Origin of the sequence: Variovorax boronicumulans (assembly GCF_030812215.1) — a bacterium.
Classification (GTDB): Bacteria; Pseudomonadota; Gammaproteobacteria; order Burkholderiales; family Burkholderiaceae_C; genus Variovorax; species Variovorax boronicumulans_C.
In genome coordinates this window covers 208,227-234,063 of record NZ_JAUSSG010000006.1, presented here as the reverse complement: position 1 = coordinate 234,063, position 25,837 = coordinate 208,227, and the positions used below count along the sequence as shown (strand labels likewise).

At 67.7% G+C, this 25,837-nt stretch carries 18 protein-coding genes; 14 read left to right on the top strand and 4 right to left on the bottom strand.

Going from position 1 to position 25,837, the window contains the following annotated elements; translation table 11 throughout:
- Nucleotides 1-97 precede the first annotated feature (97 nt).
- Nucleotides 98-2,446 (bottom strand): NADP-dependent malic enzyme, encoded by a 2,349-nt coding sequence (locus J2W23_RS17690; RefSeq protein ID WP_307649643.1) that lies wholly within the window; start codon nt 2,444-2,446, stop codon nt 98-100.
- A gap of 171 nt (nt 2,447-2,617) precedes the next feature.
- Here J2W23_RS17690 and J2W23_RS17685 point away from each other — a divergent pair, with 171 nt between their 5' ends.
- The 14 genes from J2W23_RS17685 to J2W23_RS17620 all read left to right on the top strand — a co-directional run bounded on the left by J2W23_RS17685 (nt 2,618) and on the right by J2W23_RS17620 (nt 23,208).
- Nucleotides 2,618-3,676, top strand: coding sequence for an SPFH domain-containing protein (locus J2W23_RS17685; RefSeq protein WP_176661159.1), 1,059 nt, complete (start codon nt 2,618-2,620; stop codon nt 3,674-3,676).
- Between the two features lie 136 nt (nt 3,677-3,812).
- Nucleotides 3,813-5,300: a DUF4178 domain-containing protein gene (locus J2W23_RS17680; protein ID WP_176661160.1), complete on the top strand. Its 1,488-nt coding sequence runs from the start codon at nt 3,813-3,815 to the stop codon at nt 5,298-5,300.
- A gap of 45 nt (nt 5,301-5,345) precedes the next feature.
- Complete coding sequence (locus tag J2W23_RS17675; RefSeq protein ID WP_093055038.1) at nt 5,346-5,564, top strand: DUF350 domain-containing protein; 219 nt, start codon at nt 5,346-5,348, stop codon at nt 5,562-5,564.
- Nucleotides 5,565-5,664: 100 nt separating this feature from the next.
- Nucleotides 5,665-7,233, top strand: coding sequence for a polyamine aminopropyltransferase (locus tag J2W23_RS17670; protein WP_307649642.1), 1,569 nt, complete (start codon nt 5,665-5,667; stop codon nt 7,231-7,233).
- A 10-nt stretch (nt 7,234-7,243) separates the two neighbouring features.
- Nucleotides 7,244-8,875, top strand: coding sequence for an FAD-dependent oxidoreductase (locus tag J2W23_RS17665; protein WP_307649641.1), 1,632 nt, complete (start codon nt 7,244-7,246; stop codon nt 8,873-8,875).
- Nucleotides 8,872-9,990 carry a saccharopine dehydrogenase family protein gene (locus J2W23_RS17660; RefSeq protein ID WP_307649640.1) on the top strand — a complete coding sequence of 373 codons (1,119 nt, stop codon included), beginning with the start codon at nt 8,872-8,874 and terminating at the stop codon, nt 9,988-9,990. The genes J2W23_RS17665 and J2W23_RS17660 overlap by 4 nt, the downstream gene beginning before the upstream one ends.
- Nucleotides 9,987-10,367 (top strand): DoxX-like family protein, encoded by a 381-nt coding sequence (locus J2W23_RS17655; protein ID WP_307649639.1) that lies wholly within the window; start codon nt 9,987-9,989, stop codon nt 10,365-10,367. Before J2W23_RS17660 ends, J2W23_RS17655 begins: the two co-directional genes overlap by 4 nt.
- Entirely contained in the window at nt 10,364-10,840 is a 477-nt protein-coding gene (locus J2W23_RS17650; protein WP_307649638.1) for a DUF2269 family protein, read from the top strand. The genes J2W23_RS17655 and J2W23_RS17650 overlap by 4 nt, the downstream gene beginning before the upstream one ends.
- A 120-nt stretch (nt 10,841-10,960) precedes the next feature.
- The gene (locus J2W23_RS17645) at nt 10,961-16,972 is read left to right on the top strand and encodes an alpha-2-macroglobulin (RefSeq protein ID WP_307649637.1); all 6,012 of its coding nucleotides are present in this window, start codon (nt 10,961-10,963) and stop codon (nt 16,970-16,972) included.
- 21 nt (nt 16,973-16,993) lie between these two features.
- Nucleotides 16,994-19,315, top strand: coding sequence for a penicillin-binding protein 1C (pbpC, locus tag J2W23_RS17640; protein WP_307649636.1), 2,322 nt, complete (start codon nt 16,994-16,996; stop codon nt 19,313-19,315).
- 75 nt (nt 19,316-19,390) lie between these two features.
- Entirely contained in the window at nt 19,391-20,743 is a 1,353-nt protein-coding gene (locus J2W23_RS17635) for an esterase-like activity of phytase family protein (RefSeq protein ID WP_307649635.1), read from the top strand.
- A 151-nt stretch (nt 20,744-20,894) separates the two neighbouring features.
- Nucleotides 20,895-21,203 carry a DUF3649 domain-containing protein gene (locus J2W23_RS17630; RefSeq protein ID WP_307649634.1) on the top strand — a complete coding sequence of 103 codons (309 nt, stop codon included), beginning with the start codon at nt 20,895-20,897 and terminating at the stop codon, nt 21,201-21,203.
- Nucleotides 21,200-22,843, top strand: a complete 1,644-nt coding sequence (locus J2W23_RS17625) for a PepSY-associated TM helix domain-containing protein (protein ID WP_307649633.1) — start codon at nt 21,200-21,202, stop codon at nt 22,841-22,843. Before J2W23_RS17630 ends, J2W23_RS17625 begins: the two co-directional genes overlap by 4 nt.
- Nucleotides 22,843-23,208 (top strand): DUF3325 domain-containing protein, encoded by a 366-nt coding sequence (locus J2W23_RS17620; protein ID WP_176661169.1) that lies wholly within the window; start codon nt 22,843-22,845, stop codon nt 23,206-23,208. The genes J2W23_RS17625 and J2W23_RS17620 overlap by 1 nt, the downstream gene beginning before the upstream one ends.
- A gap of 20 nt (nt 23,209-23,228) precedes the next feature.
- Here J2W23_RS17620 and J2W23_RS17615 read toward each other — a convergent pair whose 3' ends face one another.
- From J2W23_RS17615 to speD, 3 genes are read right to left on the bottom strand one after another with little or no spacing between them, the layout of a single operon-like run.
- On the bottom strand, nt 23,229-24,626 hold the full coding sequence (locus J2W23_RS17615; protein ID WP_307649632.1) for an aminopeptidase P N-terminal domain-containing protein: 1,398 nt from the start codon (nt 24,624-24,626) through the stop codon (nt 23,229-23,231).
- A complete protein-coding gene (locus J2W23_RS17610; protein ID WP_307649800.1) occupies nt 24,623-25,336 on the bottom strand; it encodes a nucleotidyltransferase family protein in 714 nt (237 codons plus the stop codon). The genes J2W23_RS17615 and J2W23_RS17610 overlap by 4 nt, the downstream gene beginning before the upstream one ends.
- A 26-nt stretch (nt 25,337-25,362) precedes the next feature.
- Entirely contained in the window at nt 25,363-25,743 is a 381-nt protein-coding gene (speD, locus tag J2W23_RS17605) for an adenosylmethionine decarboxylase (protein ID WP_176661171.1), read from the bottom strand.
- Nucleotides 25,744-25,837 lie beyond the last annotated feature (94 nt).

Genomic DNA, 25,837 nt, shown 5'->3' with positions numbered 1-25,837 from the left:
CCACGCTGGCGAAAATAGCAAGCGACTGCTCAAAGTTTGAGCAGTCCAGAGGGGCGAACGTGGCGTCTTAAGTTGGCGACCACTCTCGCCAAATGGCCTATCTCTCGGCGTTTGCGTCAGCCACTGTCAAGGCTGTCATGTTCACGATGCGGCGAACGGTCGCGCTGGCCGTGAGAATGTGCACAGGTTTGGCCGCGCCGAGCAGCACCGGCCCGATCGCGATGTTGCCGCCCGCCGCCGTCTTGAGCAGGTTGTACGAAATATTGGCAGCGTCGATGTTCGGAAAAACCAACAGATTGGCGTCGCCGGCCAGCGCGCTGTGCGGCATGACGACCGCGCGCTGCTTGCTGTCCAGCGCCACGTCGCCGTGCATTTCGCCGTCCACTTCGAGCCAGGGCGCCTGAACGCGCAAGAGGTCGAGCGTCTTGCGCATCTTGATGGCGCTGGGTTCGTTGCTGGTGCCGAAGTTCGAATGCGACAGCAGCGCTGCCTTCGGCTTCAGGCCGAAGCGCATCATTTCCTCGGCCGCCATCGTCGTGATCTCGGCCAGTTCCTCGGGCGAGGGGTCGTAGTTGACGTGCGTGTCGACCAGGAACACCTGGCGGTCGGGCAGCAAGAGGCCGTTCATGCAGGCGTAAACCGGCACGTCCTGCGGGGTGCTTTCGCAGCCGCCGGGGCGCTTGCCGATCACCTGGTCGATGTAGTGCAGGTGAATGAGCGTGGTGCCCCAGGTGCCGCAGATCATGCCGTCGACCTCGTCCTTGTGCAGCAGCATCGCGCCGATCAGCGTGAGGCGGCGGCGCATTTCGATCTTGGCGGTCTGCACCGTCTGGCCCTTGCGCTCGGTCATGCGGTGGTAGGTCTGCCAGAAATCACGGTAGCGGTGGTCCTGCTCGACGTTGACGATGTCGTAGTCGAGCTCTTCCTTCAGGCGGAGGCCAAACTTCTCGATGCGCTGGGCAATGACGGCCGGACGGCCGATGAGCGTGGGGCGCGCGATGCCTTCGTCGACCACGATCTGCGCGGCGCGCAGCACGCGTTCTTCCTCGCCTTCGCAGTACGCCACGCGCTTCTTCGAGGCGCGGCGGGCTGCTTCGAAGATCGGCTTCATCGTCGTGCCCGAGGCATAGACGAAGTTCTGCAGCTTGTCGCGGTAGGCGTCCATGTCCTTGATGGGACGCAGCGCCACGCCGCTTTCCTCGGCAGCCTTGGCCACCGCCGGCGCGATCTTCATCATGAGACGCGGATCGAAGGGCTTCGGAATCAGGTATTCGGGGCCGAAGGACAGCTTTTCACCGACGTAGGCGGCAGCGACGCGCTCGCTCTGCTCGGCCTGCGCCAGGTCGGCAATGGCGTGCACCGCGGCGATTTCCATCTCGTCGGTGATCGTGGTCGCGCCCGAGTCGAGCGCGCCGCGGAAGATGTACGGGAAGCACAGGACGTTGTTGACCTGGTTCGGGTAATCGGTGCGGCCCGTGGCCATGATCACGTCGTCGCGCACCGCGCGGGCGTCTTCGGGGTTGATCTCGGGGTTGGGGTTGGCCAGCGCGAAGATCACGGGGCGCGGCGCCATCTTGGCGACCATCTCGGGCTTGAGCACGCCGCCGGCCGAGAGGCCCAGGAACACGTCGGCGCCGACGATCACTTCCGCCAGCTTGCGCATGTCGGTCTTCTGCATGTACTGGCGCTTGTCGTCGTCCATCAGCTCGGTGCGGCCTTCGTAGACCACGCCGGCCAGGTCGGTGACGAACACGTTCTCGCGCCTGAGGCCCACCTTGAGCAGCAGGTTCAGGCAGGCCAGCGCCGCGGCGCCCGCGCCCGAGGCGACCAGCTTGACCTCGGCGATGTTCTTGCCGGCCACCTTCAGGCCGTTGAGCATGGCGGCCGCCACCGTGATGGCCGTGCCGTGCTGGTCGTCGTGGAACACCGGGATCTTCATGCGCTTGCGCAGCTCGCGCTCGACGTAGAAGCAGTCCGGGGCCTTGATGTCTTCCAGGTTGATGGCGCCGAAGGTCGGCTCCAGCGCGGCGATGATCTCGACCAGCTTGACCGGGTCCTTCTCGTCGATCTCGATGTCGAACACGTCGACACCGGCAAATTTCTTGAAGAGAACGCCCTTGCCTTCCATCACCGGCTTGGAAGCCAGCGGGCCGATGTCGCCCAGGCCGAGCACCGCGGTGCCGTTGCTGATGACGCCCACGAGATTGCCGCGCGAGGTGTACTTGAAGGCGTTGGCCGGGTCCTTGACGATTTCCTCGCAGGGCGCGGCCACGCCGGGCGAGTAGGCCAGCGACAGGTCGCGCTGGTTGACCATCTGCTTGGTCGCCGCGATGGCGATCTTGCCGGGAACGGGAAACTCGTGGTACTCGAGGGCGGCACGGCGCAGTTCTGCGCGCTTGTCTTCGGGCGTGGGAGTCGATGAGGTCGAGGGGGTCGAATCTGACATGTGCCGTAGCTCCTGGTGGCGCTTCTTCTGGGGGCGCCGATTGTAGACCTCGGTTGTGCCAGCCATACGCCGCATGGCCAGGGTGCGGCATGACCAAAAGCACGGGGCTTTGTCAAGACGATGTGGCAATATGCTCGGTCCGGACAAAACACCTGAAGACGAGGAGCAACCATGGCCCTGATGGATTTCATCAAGAAACAGTTCATCGACATCATCCAGTGGACCGAGACCGGCGATGGCACGCTGGCCTGGCGCTTCCCGATGGCCGAGATGGAAATCCAGAACGGCGCCTCGCTCACCGTTCGCGAATCGCAGGTGGCCGTGTTCGTCAACGAAGGCAAGGTGGCCGACGTGTTCGGCCCCGGCATGTACAAGCTCACGACGCAGACGCTGCCCGTGCTCACGTACCTGAAGAACTGGGACAAGCTCTTCGAATCTCCCTTCAAGAGCGACGTCTACTTCTTCAGCACCCGCCAGCAGGTCGACCAGAAGTGGGGCACGCCCCAGCCGATCACCATCCGCGACAAGGACTTCGGCGCCGTGCGCCTGCGGGCCTTCGGCAACTACAGCTTCCGCATCGGCGACGCCAAGCTGTTCCACACCGAGATCTCCGGCACGCGCGACATCTACAGCGTGGCCGACCTGGACGGCCAGCTGCGCGGCCTCGTGCTGCAGAACATCAGCAACGCGATTGCTTCCAGCGGCGTGCCTTTCCTCGACCTCGCGGCCAACCAGATCCAGTTCGCGCAGGCGCTCGCCGCGCAGCTCGTGCCCGAGTTCGAGAAGATCGGCATCAAGCTCGAGAACATCACGGTCCAGAACGTCTCGCTGCCCGAAGAGCTGCAGAAGATCCTCGACCAGAAGATCGGCATGGGCATGGTCGGCAACGACATGGGCAAGTTCATGCAGTACCAGACGGCACAGGCGATTCCGAAGTTCGCCGAAGGCGCAGCCAACGGCGGCGGCGTCGTGGGCGATGCGATGGGCCTGGGCGCCGGCGTGGCGCTCGGCCAGGTGCTGGCGCAGAACCTCGCACAGGGCCTGAGCCCCAACGCGGCGGCCGCGGCTGCGGCCAATACGGCAGCAGCTTCGCAACCCGCCGTGGCCGTGGTGAGCCCGGCCGACGTGATGACCACGCTCGAGAAACTCGGCGAGCTCAAGACCAAGGGCATCCTTACGCAAGAAGAGTTCGACGCCAAGAAGGCAGACCTGCTCAAGAAGCTGGTTTAACCCCCAGGCTTCGCGCACTTCGTGTCGCTTCTCCTTCCCCCTTGCAGGGGGCGATGCCTGTGGCCCGGTGTGATCGGTTCCACGGCATTTCCCGCAGCTGCAGCCGTAGCAACAGCCGTCGCCTTCGTGGGGTGCCATGGCTGAGGAAACCGGCAACCAACGCTACTACCGCGCGCCCTGCCCCGGCTGCGGCGCACCGGTCGAATTCCGCTCGGCGCAATCGACGCACGCGGTTTGCCCTTACTGCCAGAGCACCGTCGTGCGTCAGGGCGAGACGCTCGCGCGCACCGGCAAGATGGCGGAGCTGTTCGACGACTTCAGCCCGTTGCAGCTCTTCGCCACCGGCCGCATCCAGGACAAGCCCTTCACCCTGATCGGCCGGCTGCAATACACCTACCCCGGTGGCCGCTGGACCGAATGGATCGCCGCGCTCGACGACGAGCGCACCGCCATCCTCAGCGAGGACAACGGCGCCTACGTCTTCGCGCTGCCCTTCGACCTGCAGCGCACCGCGCCGCCGCCGGTCGACCTGCGCGTGGGCGCCACCAGCGCCTTCGCGGGCCAGAGCTACACCGTCACCTCGAACGAGCAGGTTGCGCTGACTTCCGCGCAGGGCGAGCTGCCGCACCTGCCCGATCTCGGCCGGCCGTTCGCGATGGTCGAGCTGCGCAGCGACAAGGGGCTGGTGCTCAGCATCGACTACGGCACCGCCACGCCCAGCGCGTACCTCGGCCGCTCGGTGCAGCTGGAAGACCTGCAGCTCTCCGGCCTGCGGGACGAATCGGCGAAGGACGAAAAGGGCCGCAGCTTCAACTGCCCCAATTGCGGCTCGCCGGTCACCGTCAACCTGGCCGACAGCAAGAGCATCACCTGCCGCTCGTGCAACAGCATCATCGACCTGTCGCAGGGCATCGGCGGCGAGCTCAAGCATGCGGCGCAGGACGAGCCGGTGCGCCCGCTCATCGCGCTCGGCACCATGGGCCAGCTGCAGGGCGCGCAATGGCAGGTGGTGGGCTTCCAGCACCGCATGGGCGTGGAGCCCGGCGACGACGAGTACTTCGGCTGGGACGAGTACCTGCTCTACAACAAGAAGCGCGGCTTCAGCTTCCTGGTGGATGCCGAGGACGGCTGGAGCATGGTCAAGCCGACCACCGGCGCGCCGGTGATGGCCGAGAACGGCAGCACCGCCACTTACTTGAGCAAGCGCTACCAGCAGCAGTACGCCTACAACGCCGAGACCACCTACGTGGCGGGCGAGTTCTACTGGCAGGTCGAGCGCGGGCAAAAAACCTTCAACCGCGACTTCGCCAGTGGCCCGGCGCTGCTGTCGATGGAGCGCTCGGCCAACGAGCTCACCTGGTCCTCGGGCATCAAGCTGGACAGCGGCGTGGTCGCGACCGCGTTCAAGCTCGATGCCAAGAAGGACATGTTCAAGCGCGGCGACGCGCTGCCGGTGAGCGCCGCCTCGGGCATGGGCTGCGGCACGATCATCCTGATCATCGTGGTGATCATCATCCTGCTGATCATCCTGAGCACCTGCAGCGGCCGCGGTGGTTCCTCGAGCGGCTACCGCAGCTCGGGCGGCTCGTACGGCGGCTCCTCGAGCGGCGGCGGCCACAAATGACAAGGATTCGCGTGATGTCTCTTACTACTACGACTGGAGGTCCCCATGGGATTTGAATGGCTGAAACCGGGCGTGGTCCTCGGATCGCTCGTGTACGCGCTGATCGGCGTGGTGATTTTCTGGCTCTGCTTCCTGATCATCGACAAGATCACGCCCTATGACCTGTGGGGCGAGATCGTCGAGAAGCAGAACGTGGCACTGGGCCTGGTCGTCGCCGCGATGAGTCTGGGCATCTGCATCATCGTCGCCGCAGCAATTCATTAGCCCCCCGGCTTTGCACTTCGCTTCGCTACGTGTCATTCGCCACCCCCCGAGGGGGAGGCGCGGCTCGCCTTGGGGCGGCCCGGCGGCGGCCGCCTGATTCATGGACGCTCCCGTCAGTCCAGCGGAAGTGTCCGCGCGCCCAGCCGATGCGCGCGGGCCGCAGCCCGTCGAGATCGCCCTGCTCGCCAGCGTGTTCGTGGTCGCGGCCTGCGGGCTGGTCTACGAACTGAGCGCGGCGGCGCTGAGCTCCTACCTGCTCGGCGACTCGGTGCTGCAGTTCAGCACCATCATCGGCACCTACCTGTTCGCGATGGGCGTGGGCTCCTGGCTCTCGCGCTATTTCGACCGCCAGCTGCCGGCGCACTTCCTTCGCATCGAGCTGCTCGTGGCGCTGATCGGCGGTGCGCTGCCGGCGATCCTGTTCCTGGCCAACGCCTACGTGCCGGGCGCGTTCCGCCTGCTGCTCTACGGGCTCGTGATGGTCGTCGGCACGCTGGTCGGGCTCGAGATCCCGCTGGTCATGCGCATCCTGAAGCGCAACATCGTGCTCAAGGACCTGGTGTCGCAGGTGCTGACCTTCGACTACCTCGGCGCGCTCGCGGTGTCGGTGGCGTTTCCGCTCATCCTCGTGCCGCAGCTCGGCATGATTCGCACCGGCCTGCTGTTCGGCGTCATGAATGCGGCGGTCGCGGTGTGGGCGCTGTGGCTCTTTCGCCATGAATTGCGCCGTGTCGGCGCGCACGCACTGGCCTGCTTTCTCGCGCTGGCCGCGCTGATCGGCGCCTTCGTGGGGGCCGACCACATCACCACGCTGGCCGAAGACAAGTTCTATCAAGACCGCATCGTGTTCAGCGCCACCTCGCCCTATCAGCGCATCGTGGTCACGCGCGGGCAGCTCGGGCATCGCCTGTTCCTGAACGGCAACCTGCAGTTCTCGGAGCGCGACGAATACCGCTATCACGAAGCGCTGGTGCATCCGGTGATGGCCGCGCAGGGCGCGCCCAAGAAGGTCGCGGTGCTCGGCGGCGGCGACGGCATGGCGGTGCGAGAGATCCTGAAGTACCCCTCAGTCGAATCGGTCACGCTGGTGGAGCTCGACCCGAACATGACCCAGCTCTTCACCGGGCATGAAACGCTGGCGGCCCTCAACGGACATTCGCTGTCGTCGCCCAAGGTGAAGATCGTCAATACCGATGCCTTCCAGTGGTTGCAACAGCCCGGCGACATGTTCGATGTGATCGTGGTCGACTTTCCCGATCCGACCAACTTCGCGATCGGCAAGCTCTACACCAACAGCTTCTATTCGCTGCTCGAAAAGCGCCTTTCGGCCAGCGGGTACGCGGTGGTCCAGACCACCTCGCCGCTGGTGGCGCGCAAGAGCTACTGGACCGTGGCGACGACCATCGAGTCTGTCGGCCTGCGCGCGACGCCCTACCACGCGCACGTGCCGAGCTTCGGCGAATGGGGCTACATCATCGCGAGCCGCCGGCCCTACCGGATGCCCTATGCGCTGCCCTCGGGGCTGCGGTTCCTCTCGCCCTCGACGCTGCCTCTGATGTTCGACTTCCCGCTCGACATGGCGCGCGTGCCGGCCGAGGTGAACCGCCTGTCGAACCAGACCCTCGTCACCACCTATGAGCAGGAGTGGGGCAAGGTCATGGCGCACTAGCTTCGACACCATGCAACGGCGCGACTTTCTCGGCGTGGCGGGTGCGGCGGGCGCCCTGGCGCTGGCCGGGTGCGAGGTGCCGCCGCCCATCGAAGGCGGCTTCACCGGCATCGATGTCGCGCGCGGCCATGCCATGCGCGACGGCGCACTCAAGAGCCAGGCGCCCGCGACCGTCAAGCGCACGCGCGTGGTGATCGCCGGTGGCGGTGTCGCGGGTCTTGCCGCCGCGCGGGCCCTCCGGCTCGCGGGCATCGACGACTTCACCCTGCTCGAACTCGAAGACAGTGCCGGCGGCAATGCGCGCGGCGGCATGGTCAACGGCATCGCCTGCCCGCTCGGCGCGCACTACCTGCCGGTGCCCGGCGACGATGCGCGCGAGGTGCAGGACCTGCTGGAGGAACTGGGCCTTCGCCAGCGCGTGGCGGGCCGTTGGGAATACGACGAGCGCACCCTTTGCCACAGCCCGCAGGAGCGCCTGTTCTTCCACGGCGAATGGCAGGACGGCCTGCTCCCCGTGCATGGCGTGGGCGCCGACACGCAGGCGCAGTACCGCAAGTTCTCGCAGCGCATCGATGCGCTGCAGCACGCGGCGCACTTCGCCATTCCGACGCTCAAGGTCGCGGTCACGCCCGAACTGCTGGCGCTCGATGCCATCGCTTTTTCGCGCTGGCTCGACAGCGAGGGCTTCAGCGATGCGCAGCTGCGCTGGTACCTCGACTACTGCTGCCGCGACGACTACGGCGCGGGCATCGAGCAGGTGTCGGCGTGGGCCGGCATCCACTACTTCGCTAGCCGGCACGGCTTTCATGCGCCCGGCGATCCGAGCGGCAGCGCCAATGATGCGAACCCCGAGCGCGATGGCGTGCTCACCTGGTCAGAAGGCAACGGCTGGTTAACCAGGCAACTGGCCGCGCCGCTCGGCGAGCGCCTGCGCACGGGACAGGTCGTCACGCGCATCGCCGAATTGCGCGGCGGGGTTGAGGTCGATGCGTGGGATGCCGCATCGAAATCGCTGGTGCGCTGGCAGGCCGAGCGCTGCATCGTCGCGCTGCCGGTGTTCATTGCCGCGCGCGTGGTCGAGAACACACCCGAGGTGCTGAAGCACGCCGCCGCGCATGTGCGCTATGCGCCGTGGCTCGTCGCCAACGTTCACCTGCGCGGCCCGCTGGCCGACCGCATGGGCGCTGCGCCGAGCTGGGACAACGTGATCTACGGCACGCGCGGCCTCGGGTATGTCGATGCGCGCCATCAGACGCTCGACCCCACGCCGCGCGGCACCGTGCTGAGCTGGTACCGGCCGTTGGGCCCGAGCCGCTACGACACCGCCGACGGCCGCAAGCTGCTGCTGGAGCGCCCCTGGACCGGCTGGCGCGACGACCTGCTCGCCGAGCTGTCGGTGCCCCACCCCGACCTGCCCTCGCTCGCCTCGCGCATCGAGATCACGCGCTACGGCCATGCCATGTCGATTCCTCGGCCCGGGCTGCTGGCGGAGATCGGCTCGCAACGCACGGCACCGGACGATGCGCATCGCGGCAGCGTCATCGCGGGGCGCCTGTCGTTCGCGCACGCGGACTGGTCGGGCTACTCGATCTTCGAGGAGGCGTTCACGCGCGGCCACGTCGCGGGGGCGAGCCTGGCATGAAGGCGCTGGTGCTCGGCGGCTACGGCAACTTCGGTGCGCGCATCTGCCGCGCGTTGGCAGCGGATGCAGGCATCGAGCTGCTGGTCGGTGGACGCGACCTGGAGCGGGCGACGGCGTTCGCGCAGTCGCTGGGCGGCAATGCGCGCGGTGTGCGCGTCGATGCGCAGTCGCCGGATCTTGCGCAGGGCCTGGGTTACCTGGGCGTCGATCTCGTCATCCACACTGCCGGCCCGTTCCAGAACCAGGATTACCGCGTGCCGCTGGCCGCAGCGGCCGCTGGCGCGCACTACATCGACCTGGCTGACGGCCGCCGTTTCGTCTGCGACTTTCCCGCCGCGATGGACGCCACGTTCCGCGATGCTGGCCGGACCGCCATCGCAGGCGCCAGCACCGTGCCGGCGCTCTCGTCGGCGGTGGTCGACCACCTCGCGGCCGGCTGGCAAGGCATCCGCAGCATCGACATCTGTATTGCGCCGGCGCAAGGCGCGCCGCGCGGCGAAGCCACGCTCGCGGGCGTGCTCGCCTACTGCGGCGCGCCGATCCGCGTCTGGCAGGACGGTCGATGGACCGAGCAGCCCGGCTGGGCGAACCCGGTGAAGGTGCAGTTCGCACGCATGCGGCCACGCCGGGGAGCGCTGTGCGACATCCCCGACCTCGAACTTTTCCCGGCGCGCTATGCGGGCGTGCAGTCGGTCATGTTCCGCGCGGCGCTCGAAGTGGGCATCGCGCAACAGGCCTTCGCCTTCATGGCGTTCATGCACCGCGTGGGCCTGCTGCGCGCGCCGCAGAAGCTGGCGCCGTTGCTGCATTCCACCGGTGGCGTGTTCGATGCACTGGGTACGGCGCTGGGCGGCATGGTGGTGCGCGTCGAGGGCACCGATGCACAAGGCGCCGCCGCGCGCCGGGCCTGGCATATCGCGGCCGACGACAACCATGGTCCCGAGATTCCCTGCATGGCGGCGATCCTGCTGGCCCGCCGGGTTGCGCGCGGCGATGCGCCCCCTGTCGGCGCGCACGCCTGTGCCGGCCTGCTCACACTGCCGGAATTTGCGCCCGAGTTTGCACGCTGGGGCATGGTGACGGATGTGATCGACGAGACAGCGTCCGCCCCATGACCCGCCCGACCGACGACGACCGCCTGCTGCGCCTGAGCCTCGTCGCGGTCTGGCTGTTCACGGCCTTCGCCAGCATCGTCGAGCTGAACGGGCAGAGCCGCCAGGTGCTGGTCGATGCGGGCATCGCATCGCCGCCGTGGCTGGTGCAGTCGCTGATCCTCGGCGGCGCGGCGGCCGATCTCGTCATCGGCCTCGCGCTCTGGCTGCGGCCCGGCCGCGCCAGTTACCTCGCGGCGCTCGGCCTGATGCTGCTCATGACCGCGGTGGCGACTTTCCTCCAGCCCACGCTGTGGCTTCATCCGCTGGGTCCGCTGCTCAAGAACCTGCCCATCGCCGCGTTGCTCTGGCACCTGTACCGGCGGCGCGCCACGCCATGAACACCTACCTCGTCCTCAAGTGGCTGCACATCGTCTCCAGCGTGCTGATGGTCGGCACCGGGCTGGGCTCGGCCTTCTACATGTTCTTTGCCAACCGCAGCGGCAGCGTGCCGGCGCAGGCGGTGGTCAGCCGGCTGGTGGTGCGTGCGGACTGGTGGTTCACCACGCCCACGGTCATCCTGCAGCCGGTCACCGGTTTCGCGCTGGCCCACATGGCGGGTTGGCCGCTCTCGACGCCGTGGCTGGCGGTGTCGCTGGGGCTCTTCGTGTTCGCGGGCTTCTGCTGGCTGCCGGTGGTGTGGCTGCAGATCCGCATGGCGGCGATGGCCGGGCAGGCGCACCGGGACGCGATGCCGCTGCCGCCGCTGTATGCGCGCTATCAACGCTACTGGGAGTGGCTCGGCTACCCGGCCTTCGTGGCCATGGCCATCGTCTTCTGGTTGATGGTGAACAAGCCCGCCATTCCGTTTTGATTTGAACCGGGCCGGTGCGCGGGCCTGTGCAGTTTTCACGCAGACTTCACACACAGCGCCGTGGTTTCACAGACCGGCAAGAGACTGCCAGGCGCCAACAAAAACATCGGGGGAGCTTCCATGCTTCAAGTTGCCAATCGAAAACTCGCGTCGCTGAGCGACGTGCTCTTTACCGGCCTCGGCCGTGCGCTCGGTTTTCTGCGTCCGCTGGCACGCGGACTCATCGGTTCTTGGCGACCCCCGGGGTGGCTCCGTATCGTGGGCGCCTTTCTTCTCTTCGGGCTGCAGTGGTTGCAGCAACGGCTGGCCTGGGTGGTGGTGCTGGCGCTGCTGGTGCTCGCCGGCTGGTTTGCCAGCCCGCATGTGCTGAAGTGGTGGCATGGCCTCACGCCAGATCGCGTCGAGCCGGTCGTTTCCACCGCGCAGATCGTGCCGCCGCCGCGCACGCAGATCGAAAACGACAAGGGGCCCAACCCGGTCGTCATCAACTTCTCCGCCTCGGTCGCGCCCATTGCGCGCATCGGTCAGGAGGCGACCGGCGTCACCATCGAGCCCGCCATTGCCGGGCGCTGGTCGTGGAGCAGCCAGAAGAAGCTCGAATTCCTTCCCGCGCAGGACTGGCCGGTCGGCCAACCCTACAAGGTGCAGCTCTCGAAGGACGCGCTCGCGCCGCACATCGAGATCGAGCAGCGCAAGTACGAGTTCACCTCGCCCGAATTCAACGCGCGCATCGCGGGCGCGGAGTTCTACCAAGACCCGGTGCAGGCCAACGTGCGGCGGGCGCTCTTCCAGGTGCGCTTTTCGCACCCCGTGAACACGGCAGAGTTCGAAAAGCGCCTGGTGCTGACCTATGACCAGGCCTGCGGCACCTCGATCTTCAGCGTGGGCAAGTGCGCGAGCGAGAAGTTCACCGTCAGCTACGACAAGCTGCGCCTCACCGCCACCCTCCAGTCCGAGCCGCTGCCCATCCCCGAGAAGACGCGCCCCGTGGTGCTCAGCCTCACCTCCGGCGCGGTCGCGCAGAAGGGCGGCCCCGGCCAGCGTAACGACATCTCGCGCGCGGTCGACATCCCCGGCCTCTTCAGCCTCGACATCTCGAGCATCGACCCCACCATCGTCACCGGCGAGAACGGCGAGCCCGAGCACGTGATGCACGTTACCGCCTCGATGCCGGTGCACGAGCGCGAAATGGCGCGCGTGGTGCAGGCCTGGCTCTTGCCCGCCACAGAAGAAGCCAAGGGCGACCCCGAAGAAAAGTTCGACTGGTCCGCCGACCCCTCGAAGGTGACCGACGCCGTGCTGCGCCGTGCGAAGAAGATCAATCTGCAGCCCATTGCCAGCGAACGCGAAGTGACCGAGATGGTCAGCTTCCGCCTCCCGCAAGCCGAGGGCGGCCGCTACCTGCTGGTGCGCGTGGCCAAGGGCCTGAAGACGCCGGGCGGCTACCAGCTCGGCGCGGCGCGGCAAGACGTTCGATTGCTCAAGACTTTCGCGCCCGAACTCACCATCATGAGCCAGGGTTCGCTGCTCGCACTTTCGGGTGAACGCAAGCTGCCGATCCTGGTGCGCGACCTGCCCGGCATCCGCCTGGAAATCGGGCGCCTGCTGCCGCAGCAGCTGCAGCACCTGGTCACGCAGACCAACGGCGACTTCGCACATCCGCAGTTCAACGGCGGCCTGCAGTCGGACAACCTCGTCGACCGCTTCCAGAAGGAGATCCCGCTCAGCATCCCCGCCGGCAAGGCGCACTACGAGACCGTCGATTTCGCCGAGTACCTGCGCAGCGACGTGGCCGACCGCCGCGGCGTGTTCCTGCTCAAGGTGCAGGGCTTCGACCCCAAGGCCAAGAAGAAAGCCGAAGGCGATGCCGCCCAAGCACAGCCCGAAGAAGAGCAACAGGAAGAACAGCAACAGTACGAGGGCGAAGGCGACCCCGAGAGCGGCAACCCCGAAGACCAGAAGGACCAGCGCCTGGTGCTCGTCACCGACCTGGGCATCGTCGCCAAGAAGTCGCTCGACGGCACGCGCGACGTGTTCGTGCAGAGCATCGCCAACGGCCAGCCGGTGGCCGGCGCACTGGTCGAGGTGTGGGGCCGCAACGGCATGATCGTCGCGTCGCAATCCACCGACGCCACGGGCGCCGCCAAGCTGCCCAACCTCGCCGGCTACCAGCGCGAGAAAGCGCCCGTGGTGCTGGTGGTGCGCAAGGACGGCGACCTGAGCTTCCTGCCCTTCAACCGCACCGACCGCACGCTCGACATCTCGCGCTTCGACGTCGGCGGCCTGCGTGCGGCCGGCGTGCCGAACCAGATGACCGCGTACGTGTTCAGCGACCGCGGCATCTACCGCCCGGGCGACACCATGCACATCGCGATGATGGTCAAGGCCGGCAACTGGGCCACGTCGCTGCGCGACCTGCCGCTCGAGGCCGAGATCATCGATGCGCGCGGCCTCAGCGTGCGTCGCGAGAAGCTCAAGCTCGGCCCCGGCGGCGCGGCTGAAATCGCCCACGCCACGCAGGACACCTCGCCCACCGGCAACTACACCGTCAACCTCTACCTGCCGCGCGAATCGTCGCCCGGCAACCCCGAGGTGCAGGGCCTGCTCATCGGCAGCACCACGGTGAAGGTGCAGGAGTTCCTGCCCGACCGCACCAAGGTCGTCGCCAAGCTCAGCAGCGAAGTGGCCGAAGGCTGGGTCAGGCCCAAGGACCTGAAGGCGCTCATCGACGTGCAGAACCTCTTCGGCACGCCCGCGCCCGACCGCAAGGTCGAAGGCACGCTCACGCTGAGCCCGGCCTTTCCGGTGTTCCGCGCGTTCGCCGACTACGCCTTCTTCGATCCGCAGCGCGCCACCGAGAAGCAGGTCGACGACCTGGGCAGCGTGCAGACCAGCGCCGAGGGCAAGGCCGAGTTCGACCTGCGCCTCTCGCGCTTCGATGCGGCAACCTACCAGGTGCACGTGCTCGCGAAGGCCTTCGAGCCCGAGGGCGGACGCAGCGTCTCGGCCGAGGCGCAGACGCTGGTGAGCGACATGCCCTACCTCGTGGGCGTGAAGGTCGATGGCGACACCAGCTACGTGAGCAAGGGCGCCGCGCGCAATGCCACCGTGATCGCGATCGACCCGCAGGCGAAGAAGACCGCCGTGGACGCCCTGAAGATCGAGCGCGTGGAGCGCAAGGTGCTGTCGGTGCTCGTGAAGCAGGACAACGGCCTCTACCGCTATGAGTCGCGCAAGAAGGAAATCGTGATCGACGAGAAGCCGCTGGCCATCGTCGCGGCCGGCAATACCATTGCGCTGAACACCTCCACGCCCGGCAACTTCGCCTACGTGGTGCGCAATGCCGGCGGGCTGGAGCTGAACCGCGTCGAGTACAGCGTGGCGGGCAACGCGAACGTCTCGCGCTCGCTGGACCGCAACGCCGAACTGCAGCTCACGCTCGACCGCAAGGACTACGAGCCGGGCCAGGAGATCGAGGTGAGCATCCGCGCGCCGTACGTGGGCGCCGGCCTCATCACCATCGAGCGCGACAAGGTCTACGCCCACGCGTGGTTCAAGACCGACAAGACCGCCTCGGTGCAGAAGATCGTGCTGCCCAAGGACTTCGAGGGCACTGGCTACATCAACGTGCACTTCGTGCGTGACCCGGCCTCGGACGAGGTCTACATGAGCCCGCTGTCGTACGGCGTCATTCCTTTCGCCACCAGCCTCGCCAAACGCACCGCCAACCTGCAGCTCACCAGCAGCGAACTGGTGAAGCCCGGGCAAACGGTGAAGATGAAGCTCACCAGCGACAAGCCCACGCGCGCCGTGCTGTTCGCGGTGGACGAAGGCATCCTGCAGGTGGCGCGCTACAAGACGCCCGATCCGCTCAAGCACTTCTTCCAGAAGCGCGCGCTCGAAGTGGGCACCCTGCAGACGCTCGACCTGATCCTGCCGGAGTTCAAGAAGCTCATGCAGGGTGCCGCCCCCGGTGGCGACGGCGAAGGCGAACTGGGCAAGCACCTGAACCCGTTCAAGCGCAAGCGCGACAAGCCAGTGGCCTACTGGTCGGGCCTCGTTGATGTGAACGGCAGCCGCGAGTTCAGCTACACCGTGCCCGAGAGCTTCAACGGCAGCCTGCGTGTGATGGCCGTTGCGGTGAACGATGAGACCACCGCCGCCAAGAGCACCCGCACCGTGGTGCGCGGCGACATGGTGATATTGCCGAACGCGCCGCTCGCGATGGCGCCCGGCGACACGGTCGAAGTGGGCGTGGGCCTCGCGAACAACATCGTGGGCTCGGGCAAGGACGTGCCCATTGCGCTCACGCTCACTGCCTCGGGCGGGCTCGAAGTGGTGGGCGATGCGACGCAGACGCTCAAGGTCAACGAGCGCGGCGAAGCGAGCACCAAATTCAACGTGCGTGCCAAGCCGGGCGAGCAGGCGGTGCTGGGTTCTTCCGCGCTGGTGTTCACCTCGACGCACAAGACCTTCAGTGCGCGCCTGTCGACCGAAGTGAGCGTGCGGCCTGCGTCGCCGTTCGTCACGCTGGTGCAGGCGGGCAGCTTCCAGCGCGCGGGCGAGTTGAGCAGCAAGGCCGACCTGTATCCGAACTTCCGCAAGAGCGATGTCGCGGTGTCCGCCGCGCCGTGGGCCTTCGCGACCGGCCTCATGCAGTACCTGGAGGTGTACCCGCACGGCTGCACCGAGCAGATCACGAGCCAGACCTTCCCGGCCGTGTTGCTGTCGGGCCGCCCCGAGCTGGTGAAGGAAATGGCGCGCGGCCGCACGCCCGAGCAGGGCCCGATGCCCGAGGCGCGCAAGACCTTCGAGCGCTATCTCGTGCAGCTGCGCGCACGGCAGACGGCCGACGGCGGCTTCTCGCTGTGGCCCGGCGCGGGCACCGATGCCTTCGCCACGCTCTACGCAGTGCACCTGCTCATCGAAGCCAAGGACCACAAGCTGCCCGTGCCGCAAGACCTGCTGCAAAAGGCGAACACGTACCTGCAGGGCTGGCTCGGCAGCGGCGACACCTCGCTCGACGGCTGGCGCCAGCGCACGCAGGCGGCCTACCTGCTCACGCGCCAGGGCATCATCGCGCCGGCCGCGCTGGCCAACCTGCGCGAAGCCTGGCGCAACAAGCAGACGCAAGGCTGGAGCGACGACCTCGGCGCCGTGTACCTCGCCGCGAGCTACCAGCTCGTGAAGCAGGAGCAAGTGGCCAACGAACTGCTCAACCCGGTGTGGTCCGACCTGCTCGCGCGCACCGAGAAGAAGCAGCGCCGCAACGTGTGGGGCGCCTACTACGACCCGCTGGTGCACGACAGCATGACGCTGCACCTGGTGGGCCGCCACTTCCCGTCGCGCCTGAAGACGCTGAAGCCCGAAGTGTGGGAAGGCATGGGCGCGATGGTGCGCGACGGTTGGTACAACAGCCTGTCGTCGGCCTCGATGCTGCTTGCGGTCGATGCGTACTTCGAAGCGGTGGCGCAGAACGCCGAGGGCAAGCTCACGGCGCAGAGCGTCAACGCGCAAGGGCAGGCCGCGGCACTCGCGCTGGGCTCGGTGAACCCGATCACGCGTGCCGCGGTGCCCGCCGGTACTGCGAAGCTCAAGCTGTCGAACGACAGCGACTTCAACCTGTACTACAGCTGGGCCGAACAGGGCTTCGAGCGCAATGTGCCCACCACGCCCGTGAACCAGGGCCTCGAGATCTTCCATGAAGTGCTCGATGCCAAGGGCAACCCGATCACCAAGGCCAAGCTTGGCGAAGAGGTCACGGTGCGGGTGCGCGTGCGCAGCCTGGAGCGCGCACAGCTGAACGACGTGGCGTTGGTCGACCTGCTGCCCGGCGGCCTGGAGCCGGTGCTGCAGGCCGTGGGCGACGACGAGGAAGCCAATGCCGATGCGCCGATCTGGAAGAAGCGCCTCGGCGGCGGCGGTTCGTGGAAGGTGCAGTACGCCGACATCCGCGAAGACCGCGTGGTGTTCTACGGCGCCGTCGACAAGAACCTGCTCGAAGTGACCTACAAGGCGCGCGCCACCAATGTCGGCGACTTCGTGGTGCCCGCGGCGTATGGCGAGGCGATGTACGACCGGCGCGTGTATTCGCGCTCGGCGGGTGCGCGTTTCCAGGTCGTCGCGAACTGACGCAAGGCAGTGGAGGCCGCCATGCGCTTCAGCGTGAAGTTGGGAAGGCTCCGCAAGCCTGCGCTGTGGGCGCTCGCGGTTGCTTTCCTGCTCGCGCTGCTGCGCTTGTGGCCGCACGCCCCGCTCAGCGAAACCGTCGGTAGCTCGCGCGCCGTGTACGCGCAAGGTGGCGAACTCTTGCGCCTCACCCTCGCAAGCGACGAGCAATACCGCCTCTGGGTGCCGCTCGACCGCATCTCGCCGACGCTGGTCGATGCCGTCCTGCTGTACGAAGACCGCCGCTTCTACACCCACCCCGGCGTCAACCCCGCCGCGCTCGTGCGCAGCGCGTGGCGCATTGCGAGCGGCGAGCGCAGGCAGGGCGGATCGACGCTTACGATGCAGCTTGCGCGGCGCGTCTACGGCATCGACAGCCGCACGGCCATGGGCAAGATCGCGCAGATCGGCGCGGCGCTCTGGCTCGAAGCACGCTTCGGCAAGCGCGAGATCCTCGAGGCGTACCTCAACACCGCGCCCTACGGCGGCAACATCGAAGGCGTGCAGGCCGCGAGCCTCATCTACTTCCGAAAGGACGCCGCCAAGCTCAGCCTGCCCGAGGCGCTGACGCTCGCGGTGATTCCGCAGAACCCCGTCAAGCGCATCGCCGAGCGCGGTCGCAATGCCGAGCTGCAGTCGGCACGCGAACGTTTGTGGGCGCTGTGGGCCGAGCGTGATCCGACCGCGAAGCAGCATGCGCCCGATGCGCAACTCGCGCTCTCGGCACAGTCGCGCGGCAGCCTTCCCTTTCTCGCGCCGCACGCCACCGACATGCTGCTCGCGCAGGAACGCGGTGTGCAGGAAGTACGTACCACCATCGACCTGCGCATGCAGGCCACGCTCGAACGCGTGATGGGCCAGTACCTGCGCACGCACGCCGACGTCGGCATGACCAACGCGAGCGCACTGCTGCTCGATGCCTCGACCATGCAGGTGCGCGCGCTGATCGGTTCGGCCGACTGGCACAACGACGCGATCGCGGGGCAGGTCAACGGCACGCAGGCCAAGCGTTCGCCGGGGTCCACGCTCAAGCCCTTCATCTACGCGCTCGCGCTCGATCAGGGGCTGCTGCATCCGAAGACGATGCTCAAGGACGCGCCGACATCGTTCGGCCCCTACACGCCCGAGAACTTCGACCACCGCTTCGCCGGCCCGCTGCCCGCGCAGGAAGCGCTGATCCGCAGCCGCAACATCCCCGCGGTGGCGGTCGCCGCGAAACTCTCGAAGCCGGGGCTCTACGACTTCATGCGGCTCGCGGGCGTGCAGAAGCTGCAGAGCGAATCGCACTACGGCCTCGCGCTGGTGCTGGGCGGCGGCGAGGTCACGCCCGAGGAGCTCGCGGGTCTCTACGCCACGCTCGCGAACGGCGGCATCTCGCAGCCGCTGCGCTACACGCAGCCCGCGCCCGACGAGCGGCCGGTGCAGCCGCTGCGCCTCTTGAGCGAAGAGGCCTCGTTCATCACGCTGGACATGCTGCGCCACACGCCGCGCCCCGACACCACGCTGCCCGCGCGCCCCGCCATCGCGTGGAAGACGGGCACGTCGTGGGGCTTTCGCGATGCGTGGACCGCGGGCGTGTTCGGCCGCCATGTGCTCGTGGTGTGGGTCGGCAACTTCGATGGCACCAGCAACCCCGCGCTGGTGGGCGTCGATGCGGCCGCGCCACTGTTCCTGCGCATGGTCGATGCGCTGCGCGCCGAGCGGCTCGATCCCGGCGAGATCGCGACGCGACAGCCGCCCGACTTGCGCCAGGTCGAGGTGTGCACCGCAACGGGCGGGCTGCCCGATGCGCTGTGCCCGGTGCGCACCACGACATGGTTCATCGCCGGCAAGTCGCCGATCCAGGTCAGCAACCTGCACCGCGCCGTGTGGGTCGACGAAACGACCGGCAAGGTGGTGTGCGGGCCGCAGCCCAACGCGCGCCAGCAGGTGGTCGAGCAATGGGGCAGCGACATGCGGCGGCTGTTCCGCCAGGCCGGCCTGCCGCGCGCGAGCCTGCCGGCCGATGGCTGCGAGAAGGGCGAGGCCTCGGAGACGGCGCCGCTCATCACATCGCCCTTGCGCGGCGTGCGGCACACGCTGCGTGCGAAGAGGCCCGAGCCGCTCGTGCTGCGCGCCGAAGCGGCGGCGGGCACGCAGACGATCTACTGGTTCGCCGATGACGCACTGGTCGGCAAGGCGGCGCCCGGCGAAGGCATCACCTGGATGCCGGACATGGCCGATTCAGGCCGGCGCTATGTGCTGCGTGCAGTTGACGATCAGGGCCGCGCCGAGTCACGCGAAGTGACTGTCGACATCGCACCTTGAGCCGGGTGGATGTCACGGCGCCGTCACGCAGGCTCGGCATGGTCTCGCGTTTCGACTGAAACCTTTCTTCTGCCCATGACGCGTCTCGCCTCCCTCTCCTTCATCGCCCTGGCTGCCGCACTCGCTTGCGGTGGCACAGCCGCACAGACCGCCTTCCCCGCCACGCTCTCCGGCTACGCCGTGCTGCCTGCGCAGAGCTTTGTCGCCGCACCGAAAGACGCGCCGGCCGACCTGCAGGTCAGCGGCAAGTTCACCTCGGGCAAGCGCGTCGAGGCGCTGGGCACGGTCGAAGGGCTTTCGGGCGGCCGCGGCACCGGCGTGTCGGTGCCTTTCAAGGGCCAGCCGCTGCAAGGGCACTCGGGCATCAAGAAGATGGACGACGGCTCGTTCTGGATCCTCACCGACAACGGCGCCGGCGCAAAGGCCAACTCGCCCGACTTCATGCTCTACTTGAACCACTACAAGGTGGACTTCAAGAGCGGCAAGTTCCATCGCCTGAACACCATCTTCCTGCACGACCCCGACAAGAAGGTGCCGTTCCGCATCGTTCACGAAGGCACGAAGCAGCGCTACCTGACGGGTTCGGACTTCGATCCCGAGAGCTTCCAGTTCGCAGGCGGCGCGCTGTGGATCGGCGAGGAGTTCGGCCCCTTCCTGATCAAGGCCGACCTGAAGGGCAAGGTGCTCGCGGTGTTCGACACGCAGGTGGACGGCAAGGCCGTGCGCTCGCCCGATCACCCCGCGGTCACCACGCCGGGCGCACCGGGCGGCGCGGTCGATTTCCAGATCAAGCGCTCCAAGGGCTTCGAAGGCATGGCGTCGTCCAAGGACGGCAGCAAGCTCTATGCGCTGCTCGAAGGCCCGGTGTGGAACGCCGAGGCCAAGGACTACGAGAAGGTCGATGGCAAGGAAGCGCTGCGCGTTCTGGAATTCGACGTTGCAACCGAGAAGTGGACGGGCCGCCACTGGAAGTACGTCCTCGAGGCGAACGGCAACGCCATCGGCGACTTCAACATGATCGACGGCACCACCGGCCTCATCATCGAGCGCGACAACGGCGAAGGCACGAGCGACAAGGCCTGCCCCGAAGGCCAGAAGCGCACCGACTGCTTCCACGACATCGCGAAGTTCAAGCGCGTCTACAAGGTCGAGCTGAGCGACGCGAACGTGGGCGGCGCGGTGCGCAAGATCGGCTACATCGACCTGCTCAACATCGCCGACCCCGACAAGCTCGCGCGCAAGCCGCTGAACGACGGCGTGCTCAAGTTCCCGTTCTTCACGATCGAGAACGTCGATGTGGTCGATGCCACGCACATCGTGGTCGGCAACGACAACAACCTGCCCTTCTCGAGCAGCCGCGAGCCGAACAAGGCGGACGACAACGAACTGGTGCTGCTCGAAGCGGGCGCGCTGCTGCAGGCGAAGTAAGGCGCGTTCGGCCGAGCCGCGATATCCCCGGTCCGGGGCCGGGCGTTGGGGGAAATCGGCCTAGATGAGTATGATTCTCATCTGGATTGGTTTCTTCTCCCCCTTTTTCCATGAATTCCCGAACGACTTCGCCCGCCGTCCGGCGCACGTTGTGAGCGCCAGCTTTCGCTATCGACTCGGCGTGGCCTCGCGTGCAGCCGCAGCCATTGCCGGTGGTTACGGCGTCGCGGCCCTTTTTGCCGCCGCCCTCGCCGTGTGCCTGCCCGCCGCCTTCGGCATGGCGCGCAGCGAAGCCGTGATGACCGGCACGCTCGCCTCCTTCATCGTCTTCGCGCTGGCCGTGATGTGGGTCTTTGCCGCGCGCACCGCGTGGCGTGCATGGTCGGGCCTTGCCGTTGCGGCGGTGCCACCGGGCCTGCTGTTGCTGCTGCTCACCCGGTCGGGCGGAGGCGGCGCATGAAAGAAGGCTTCCGCCAATCGATGGCCTGGCTTCACACCTGGTCGGGCCTGCTGGTCGGCTGGGTGCTCTTCATGGTGTTCGCGGCCGGCACCGCGTCGTACTTCAAGGACGAGATCACCTTCTGGATGAAGCCGGAGCTGCACGCCGTGTCGCCCACCGCCGCACCGCAGGCGAAGGCCACGGAAACGGCGGTCGCTTTCCTGCAGCAGCACAGCCCCGATGCGCCCCGCTGGTTCATCACGCTGCCGACCGAGCGCGAGCCGTCGACCAGCGTGCTGTACCTCAAGCCGCCCCCGCCGGCCGGCGCCGCGCCCGTCGAGCGGCGCCGCCGCTTCGATGTGGCGCTGCTCGATCCGGCCACCGGCCTGGCGGTCACCGCGCCGCGCGAGACGCGCGGCGGCGAGTTCTTCTACCGCCTGCATTTCGACCTGCACTACATGCCCGCGATCTGGGCCCGCTGGATCGTCGGCTTCTGCGCGATGTTCATGCTGGTCGCGATCTTCAGCGGCATCGTCACGCACCGGCGCATCTTCAAGGACTTCTTCACTTTCCGCCCGAAGAAGGGCCAGCGCTCGTGGCTCGATGCGCACAACGTGACCGCGGTGCTCGCGCTGCCCTATCACGCCATGATCACCTACACCGGGCTGGTCACGCTGATGTTCATGTACATGCCGTGGGCCCCGCAGGCGGCCTACAAGGACCACGGCGGCACCGAGGCCTTCTTCGCCGAGGCCTTCCCCGGCGGCGGCCGCACCCAATTCAAGGCCTCGGGCACCCAGGCGCCGCTGGCGCCCATCGCGCCGATGGTGGCAGCGGCGTCTTCCCACTGGAACGGCGCGCCCGTCGGCCGCATCACCGTGCACTTTCCGAACGACGCGAACGCGGTGGTGTCCATCGCCCGCGCCGGCACCCAGCGGCTTTCGTACGACCAGCCTTCGATGCAGTTCAACGGCGTCACCGGCGCGCAGATCGGCACTTTCGGCGACGTACCCAAGGCCGCGGCCGAGACACGCGGCGTGCTCTATGGCCTGCACATCGGCCGCTTCGCCGATCCGCTGCTGCGCGGCCTGTTCTTCCTCTCGGGGCTTGCCGGGTGCCTGATGGTGGCCACCGGCCTCCTGCTCTGGGCCGTGAAGGAGCGCCAGAAGTTCGCCAAGACGCTCAAGCAGGGCGGCCGCATCGGCTTCGGCCTGCGGCTGGTCGACGGCCTGAACCTCGGCGCGATTGCCGGCCTGCCGATGGCGATGGCGGCCTTCTTCTGGGCCAACCGCTTGCTGCCGCTCGATGTGGCCGACCGCGGCGAGGCGGAGATCCGCTGGTTCTTCATCGTCTGGGGCGCTGGTGCCGTGCTGGGCCTGCTGCGGCCGACGCTGCGCATGTGGCAGGCGCAGCTCGCGCTCGGCGCGCTGCTGTTCGTGCTGCTGCCGGTGCTCAATGCGTTCACCGGCCCCGCGCCGTTGACGGTGAGCCTGCGTTCGGGGCCGAATGCGGTGGCGGGCTTCGATCTCGTCGTGATCGCGTTGGGCCTGGGACTTGCAGGCGCGGCCTGGCTCGTGGAGCGCAAGCGCCGCAAGGCGATTTCCAAGCAGGCGGCGGCCACCACGCCACCTGGGCTCGCCGCATCGGGCCAGGGCTCCTGATGGGCGCGCTGCTTCTCGCCCTGGTGTTCGCCGCCTCGCTCGCCGGTTTCTGCGCGCTGAGCCTCGCGATGGATCGCCACAGCGAAGACGTCTTCGGCCGCGGCAGCACGCCGGGCGCGTGGCGTCGCTGGCTGCAACTGGGCGGCACTGTGCTGCTGTGCGTCTCGCTCGGCGCGAGCCTGCAGGCGGCGGGCAGCGCGATCGGCTGGGTGCTCTGGCTGGGCGCGCTCACCGCGGCCGCGCTGGCGACCGTGGGATTGCTGGGATACGCGCCGCGGCGCTTTCACTGGATAGCGTCTGCGGCAGCGGCCGCTGCGCTGCTCGGGCTGCTTGCCTGTCTGCTGTTGGCTGCGTCAGGAACCTGACAAAGCCGCCCGGTGCGCGATCAGCCGCGCATCAACGCCTCGATCTCGTCCGCCTTCACCGGCACGCCGCGCGAAATGAGTTCGCAGCCCGTCGCCGTGACGATCGCGTCGTCTTCGATGCGGATGCCGATGTTGTGGAATTGCTCGGGCACGCCGTCGGCGGGCCGCACGTAGATGCCCGGTTCCAGCGTCAGCACCATGCCGGGACGCAGGATGCGGCTCGGGCGGTTCTTGATGACTTCGTTCGAGAGCGGGTCCTTGCGCTCGCTCACCTCGCCCACCTGCGTGGGCTCCACGTAGCTGCCGCAGTCGTGCACGTCCATGCCGAGCCAATGGCCGGTGCGGTGCATGTAGAACTGGAAGTAGGCGCGCGAGTCGATCACGTCGTCGACGCTGCCGACCTTGTTGGCATCGAGCAGCCCGAAGTCGAGCATGCCCTGCGCCAGCACCCGCACCGCGGCGTCGTGCGGGTCGGTGAAGCGGTTGCCGGCCTTGGTGGCGGCGGCCGATGCATCCTGGCTCGCGAGCACCAGGTCGTACAGCGCGCGCTGCGGGCCGGTGAACTTGCCGTCGGCCGGGAAGGTGCGCGTGATGTCGCTTGCGTAGCCGTCGAGTTCGCAGCCCGCGTCGATCAGCACCAGCTCGCCCGAGCGCAGGGGCGCGGCGTCGGCACGGTAGTGCAGCACGCAGGCGTTGGCGCCGGCCGCGACGATGGAGTAGTAGGCCGGGTACTGCGAGCCGCCGAAGCGGAATTCGTGCAGCAGCTCGGCATCGAGGTGGTACTCGCGCACGTCCTTGCCCTCGCGCAGCATGCGGGACGACAGCTGCATGGCGCGCACATGGGCGCGCGCGCTGATCTGCGCGGCGCGCCGCATGATGTCCTGCTCGTGCGCGTCTTTCACGAGGCGCATCTCGTCGAGCGGGCCGCACAGGTCGCGCTGCTCCTCGGGGCACAGCGCGCCGTAGCGCACGCGCGCGCGCACCGATTGCAGCCAGCCGTCGATGCGGGTTTCCAGGCCCTTGTGGATGGCGAACGGAAACCACACGGTCGAGCGGTTTTCCAGCAGCTTGGGCAGCTTCGCGTCGAGGTCGGTGACCGAGAAGGCTTCGTCGACGCCGAGCGCGGCGGGCGCCGCCTCGGGGCCGAGGCGGTAGCCGTCCCAGATCTCGCGCTCCAGGTCTTTCGGCGCGCAGAACAGCGTGGCGCGGCCGTCGCCCGCCAGCACCAGCCAGGCGTTGGGCTCGGTGAAGCCGGTCAGGTAATAGAAATAGCTGTCGTGCCGGTACAGGAAGTCGGTGTCGCGGTTGCGCGGGCGTTCGGGCGCGGTCGGGATGATGGCGATGCCGTCCTTGCCGAGGTGCGAGGCGAGGCGCGCGCGGCGCTCGGCGTAGATCGTGGTGGTGTCTGCTGAAGTCATCTTGGCGTGGTGTTCAGTTGGGCAAGCCGTTCGGGGGTTCCCACATCGGTCCAGGGGCCGGTGTAGAGCTCGGCGCTCACGCGTTCATTGTCCATCGCAGCCCGCAGGATCGGCGCGAGGGGGGCTTTGACGCCGGCCGGGTTGCCGGGCGGGATGCTGCAGTAGGGCGGCGCGAACAAGGCGGCGCGGTAGAGGCCGATGGTCGAGAAGGTGTGCTTCTCCGCGGCCGTGTTGAGCGCCAGGCCTTCGGCGGAGAGACCGAAATCGCCCTTGGGGTTGTGCGCCGGGTTCGGCACCAGCCACAGGTGCGCCAGCTTGCCGCTGGCCAAGAAGCGGTCGACCGAGGCCTGGGTGAAGCGGAAGTCGGGCGCGAAGACGTCGCCGGCCGCCACCCAGAAAACCTCGCCCAGCAGCGGCAGCGCGCGGACGATGCCGCCGGCCGTCTCCAGCGCGCCGCCGAAGTCGCGGCCCTCGTCGGAGTATGAAATCGATAGCGCGCCGTGCCCATCCAGCAAGGGCGTTGCGCCGAACCGGGCTGGAATCTGCGCGCCGAGCCAGTCGGTGTTGACCACCAGTTCGGTGAAGCCGCCGTCGGCCAGCGCTTCCATCGGCCACTGCATCAGCGGCTTGCCGCGCACCTCGAGCAGGGGCTTGGGCGTGGCGTCGGTCAGTGGCCGCATGCGCTCGCCGCGGCCTGCGGCCAGGATCATCGCCCGCACGGGGGAAATCGCCGTGCTCACGCTGCGACGCGGCCGCGCTGCAGCTCGTTGCGTTCGCTGTGCGTGGGCTGGAACAGCGACACCAGGCACTCCATCAACGCATGCGCTTTCGCCGAATGATCGCCGCCGAAATTGCAGACGTACACGTCGAGCGTCACGCCGCGCTGCTCGGGCCAGGTGTGGATGCACAGGTGCGATTCGGCCAGCAGCACCGTGGCCGTCACCCCGCCCGGCCCCTCGGGCGTGGCGGGAAAGGAGTGGACGATCTTGCCTACCGCCTGCAGCCCCGCGGCCGTCACCGCCTTGATGCATACCGCGCCCAGCGCAGGGCCGTCGGTGAGCCATTGGAGACCGCATCGGCAGTCGTGGAGATCGGCGGTGAGGTGCAGCCCGTGCATGGGTGGCAACTCTAGCAGCCAGCCCGGTGCACAAGAGAACATCAGTCGGGTGTTCGGCCCGTATCGAGGCGGGTTGGGGCTCGCCCGGTAAAAT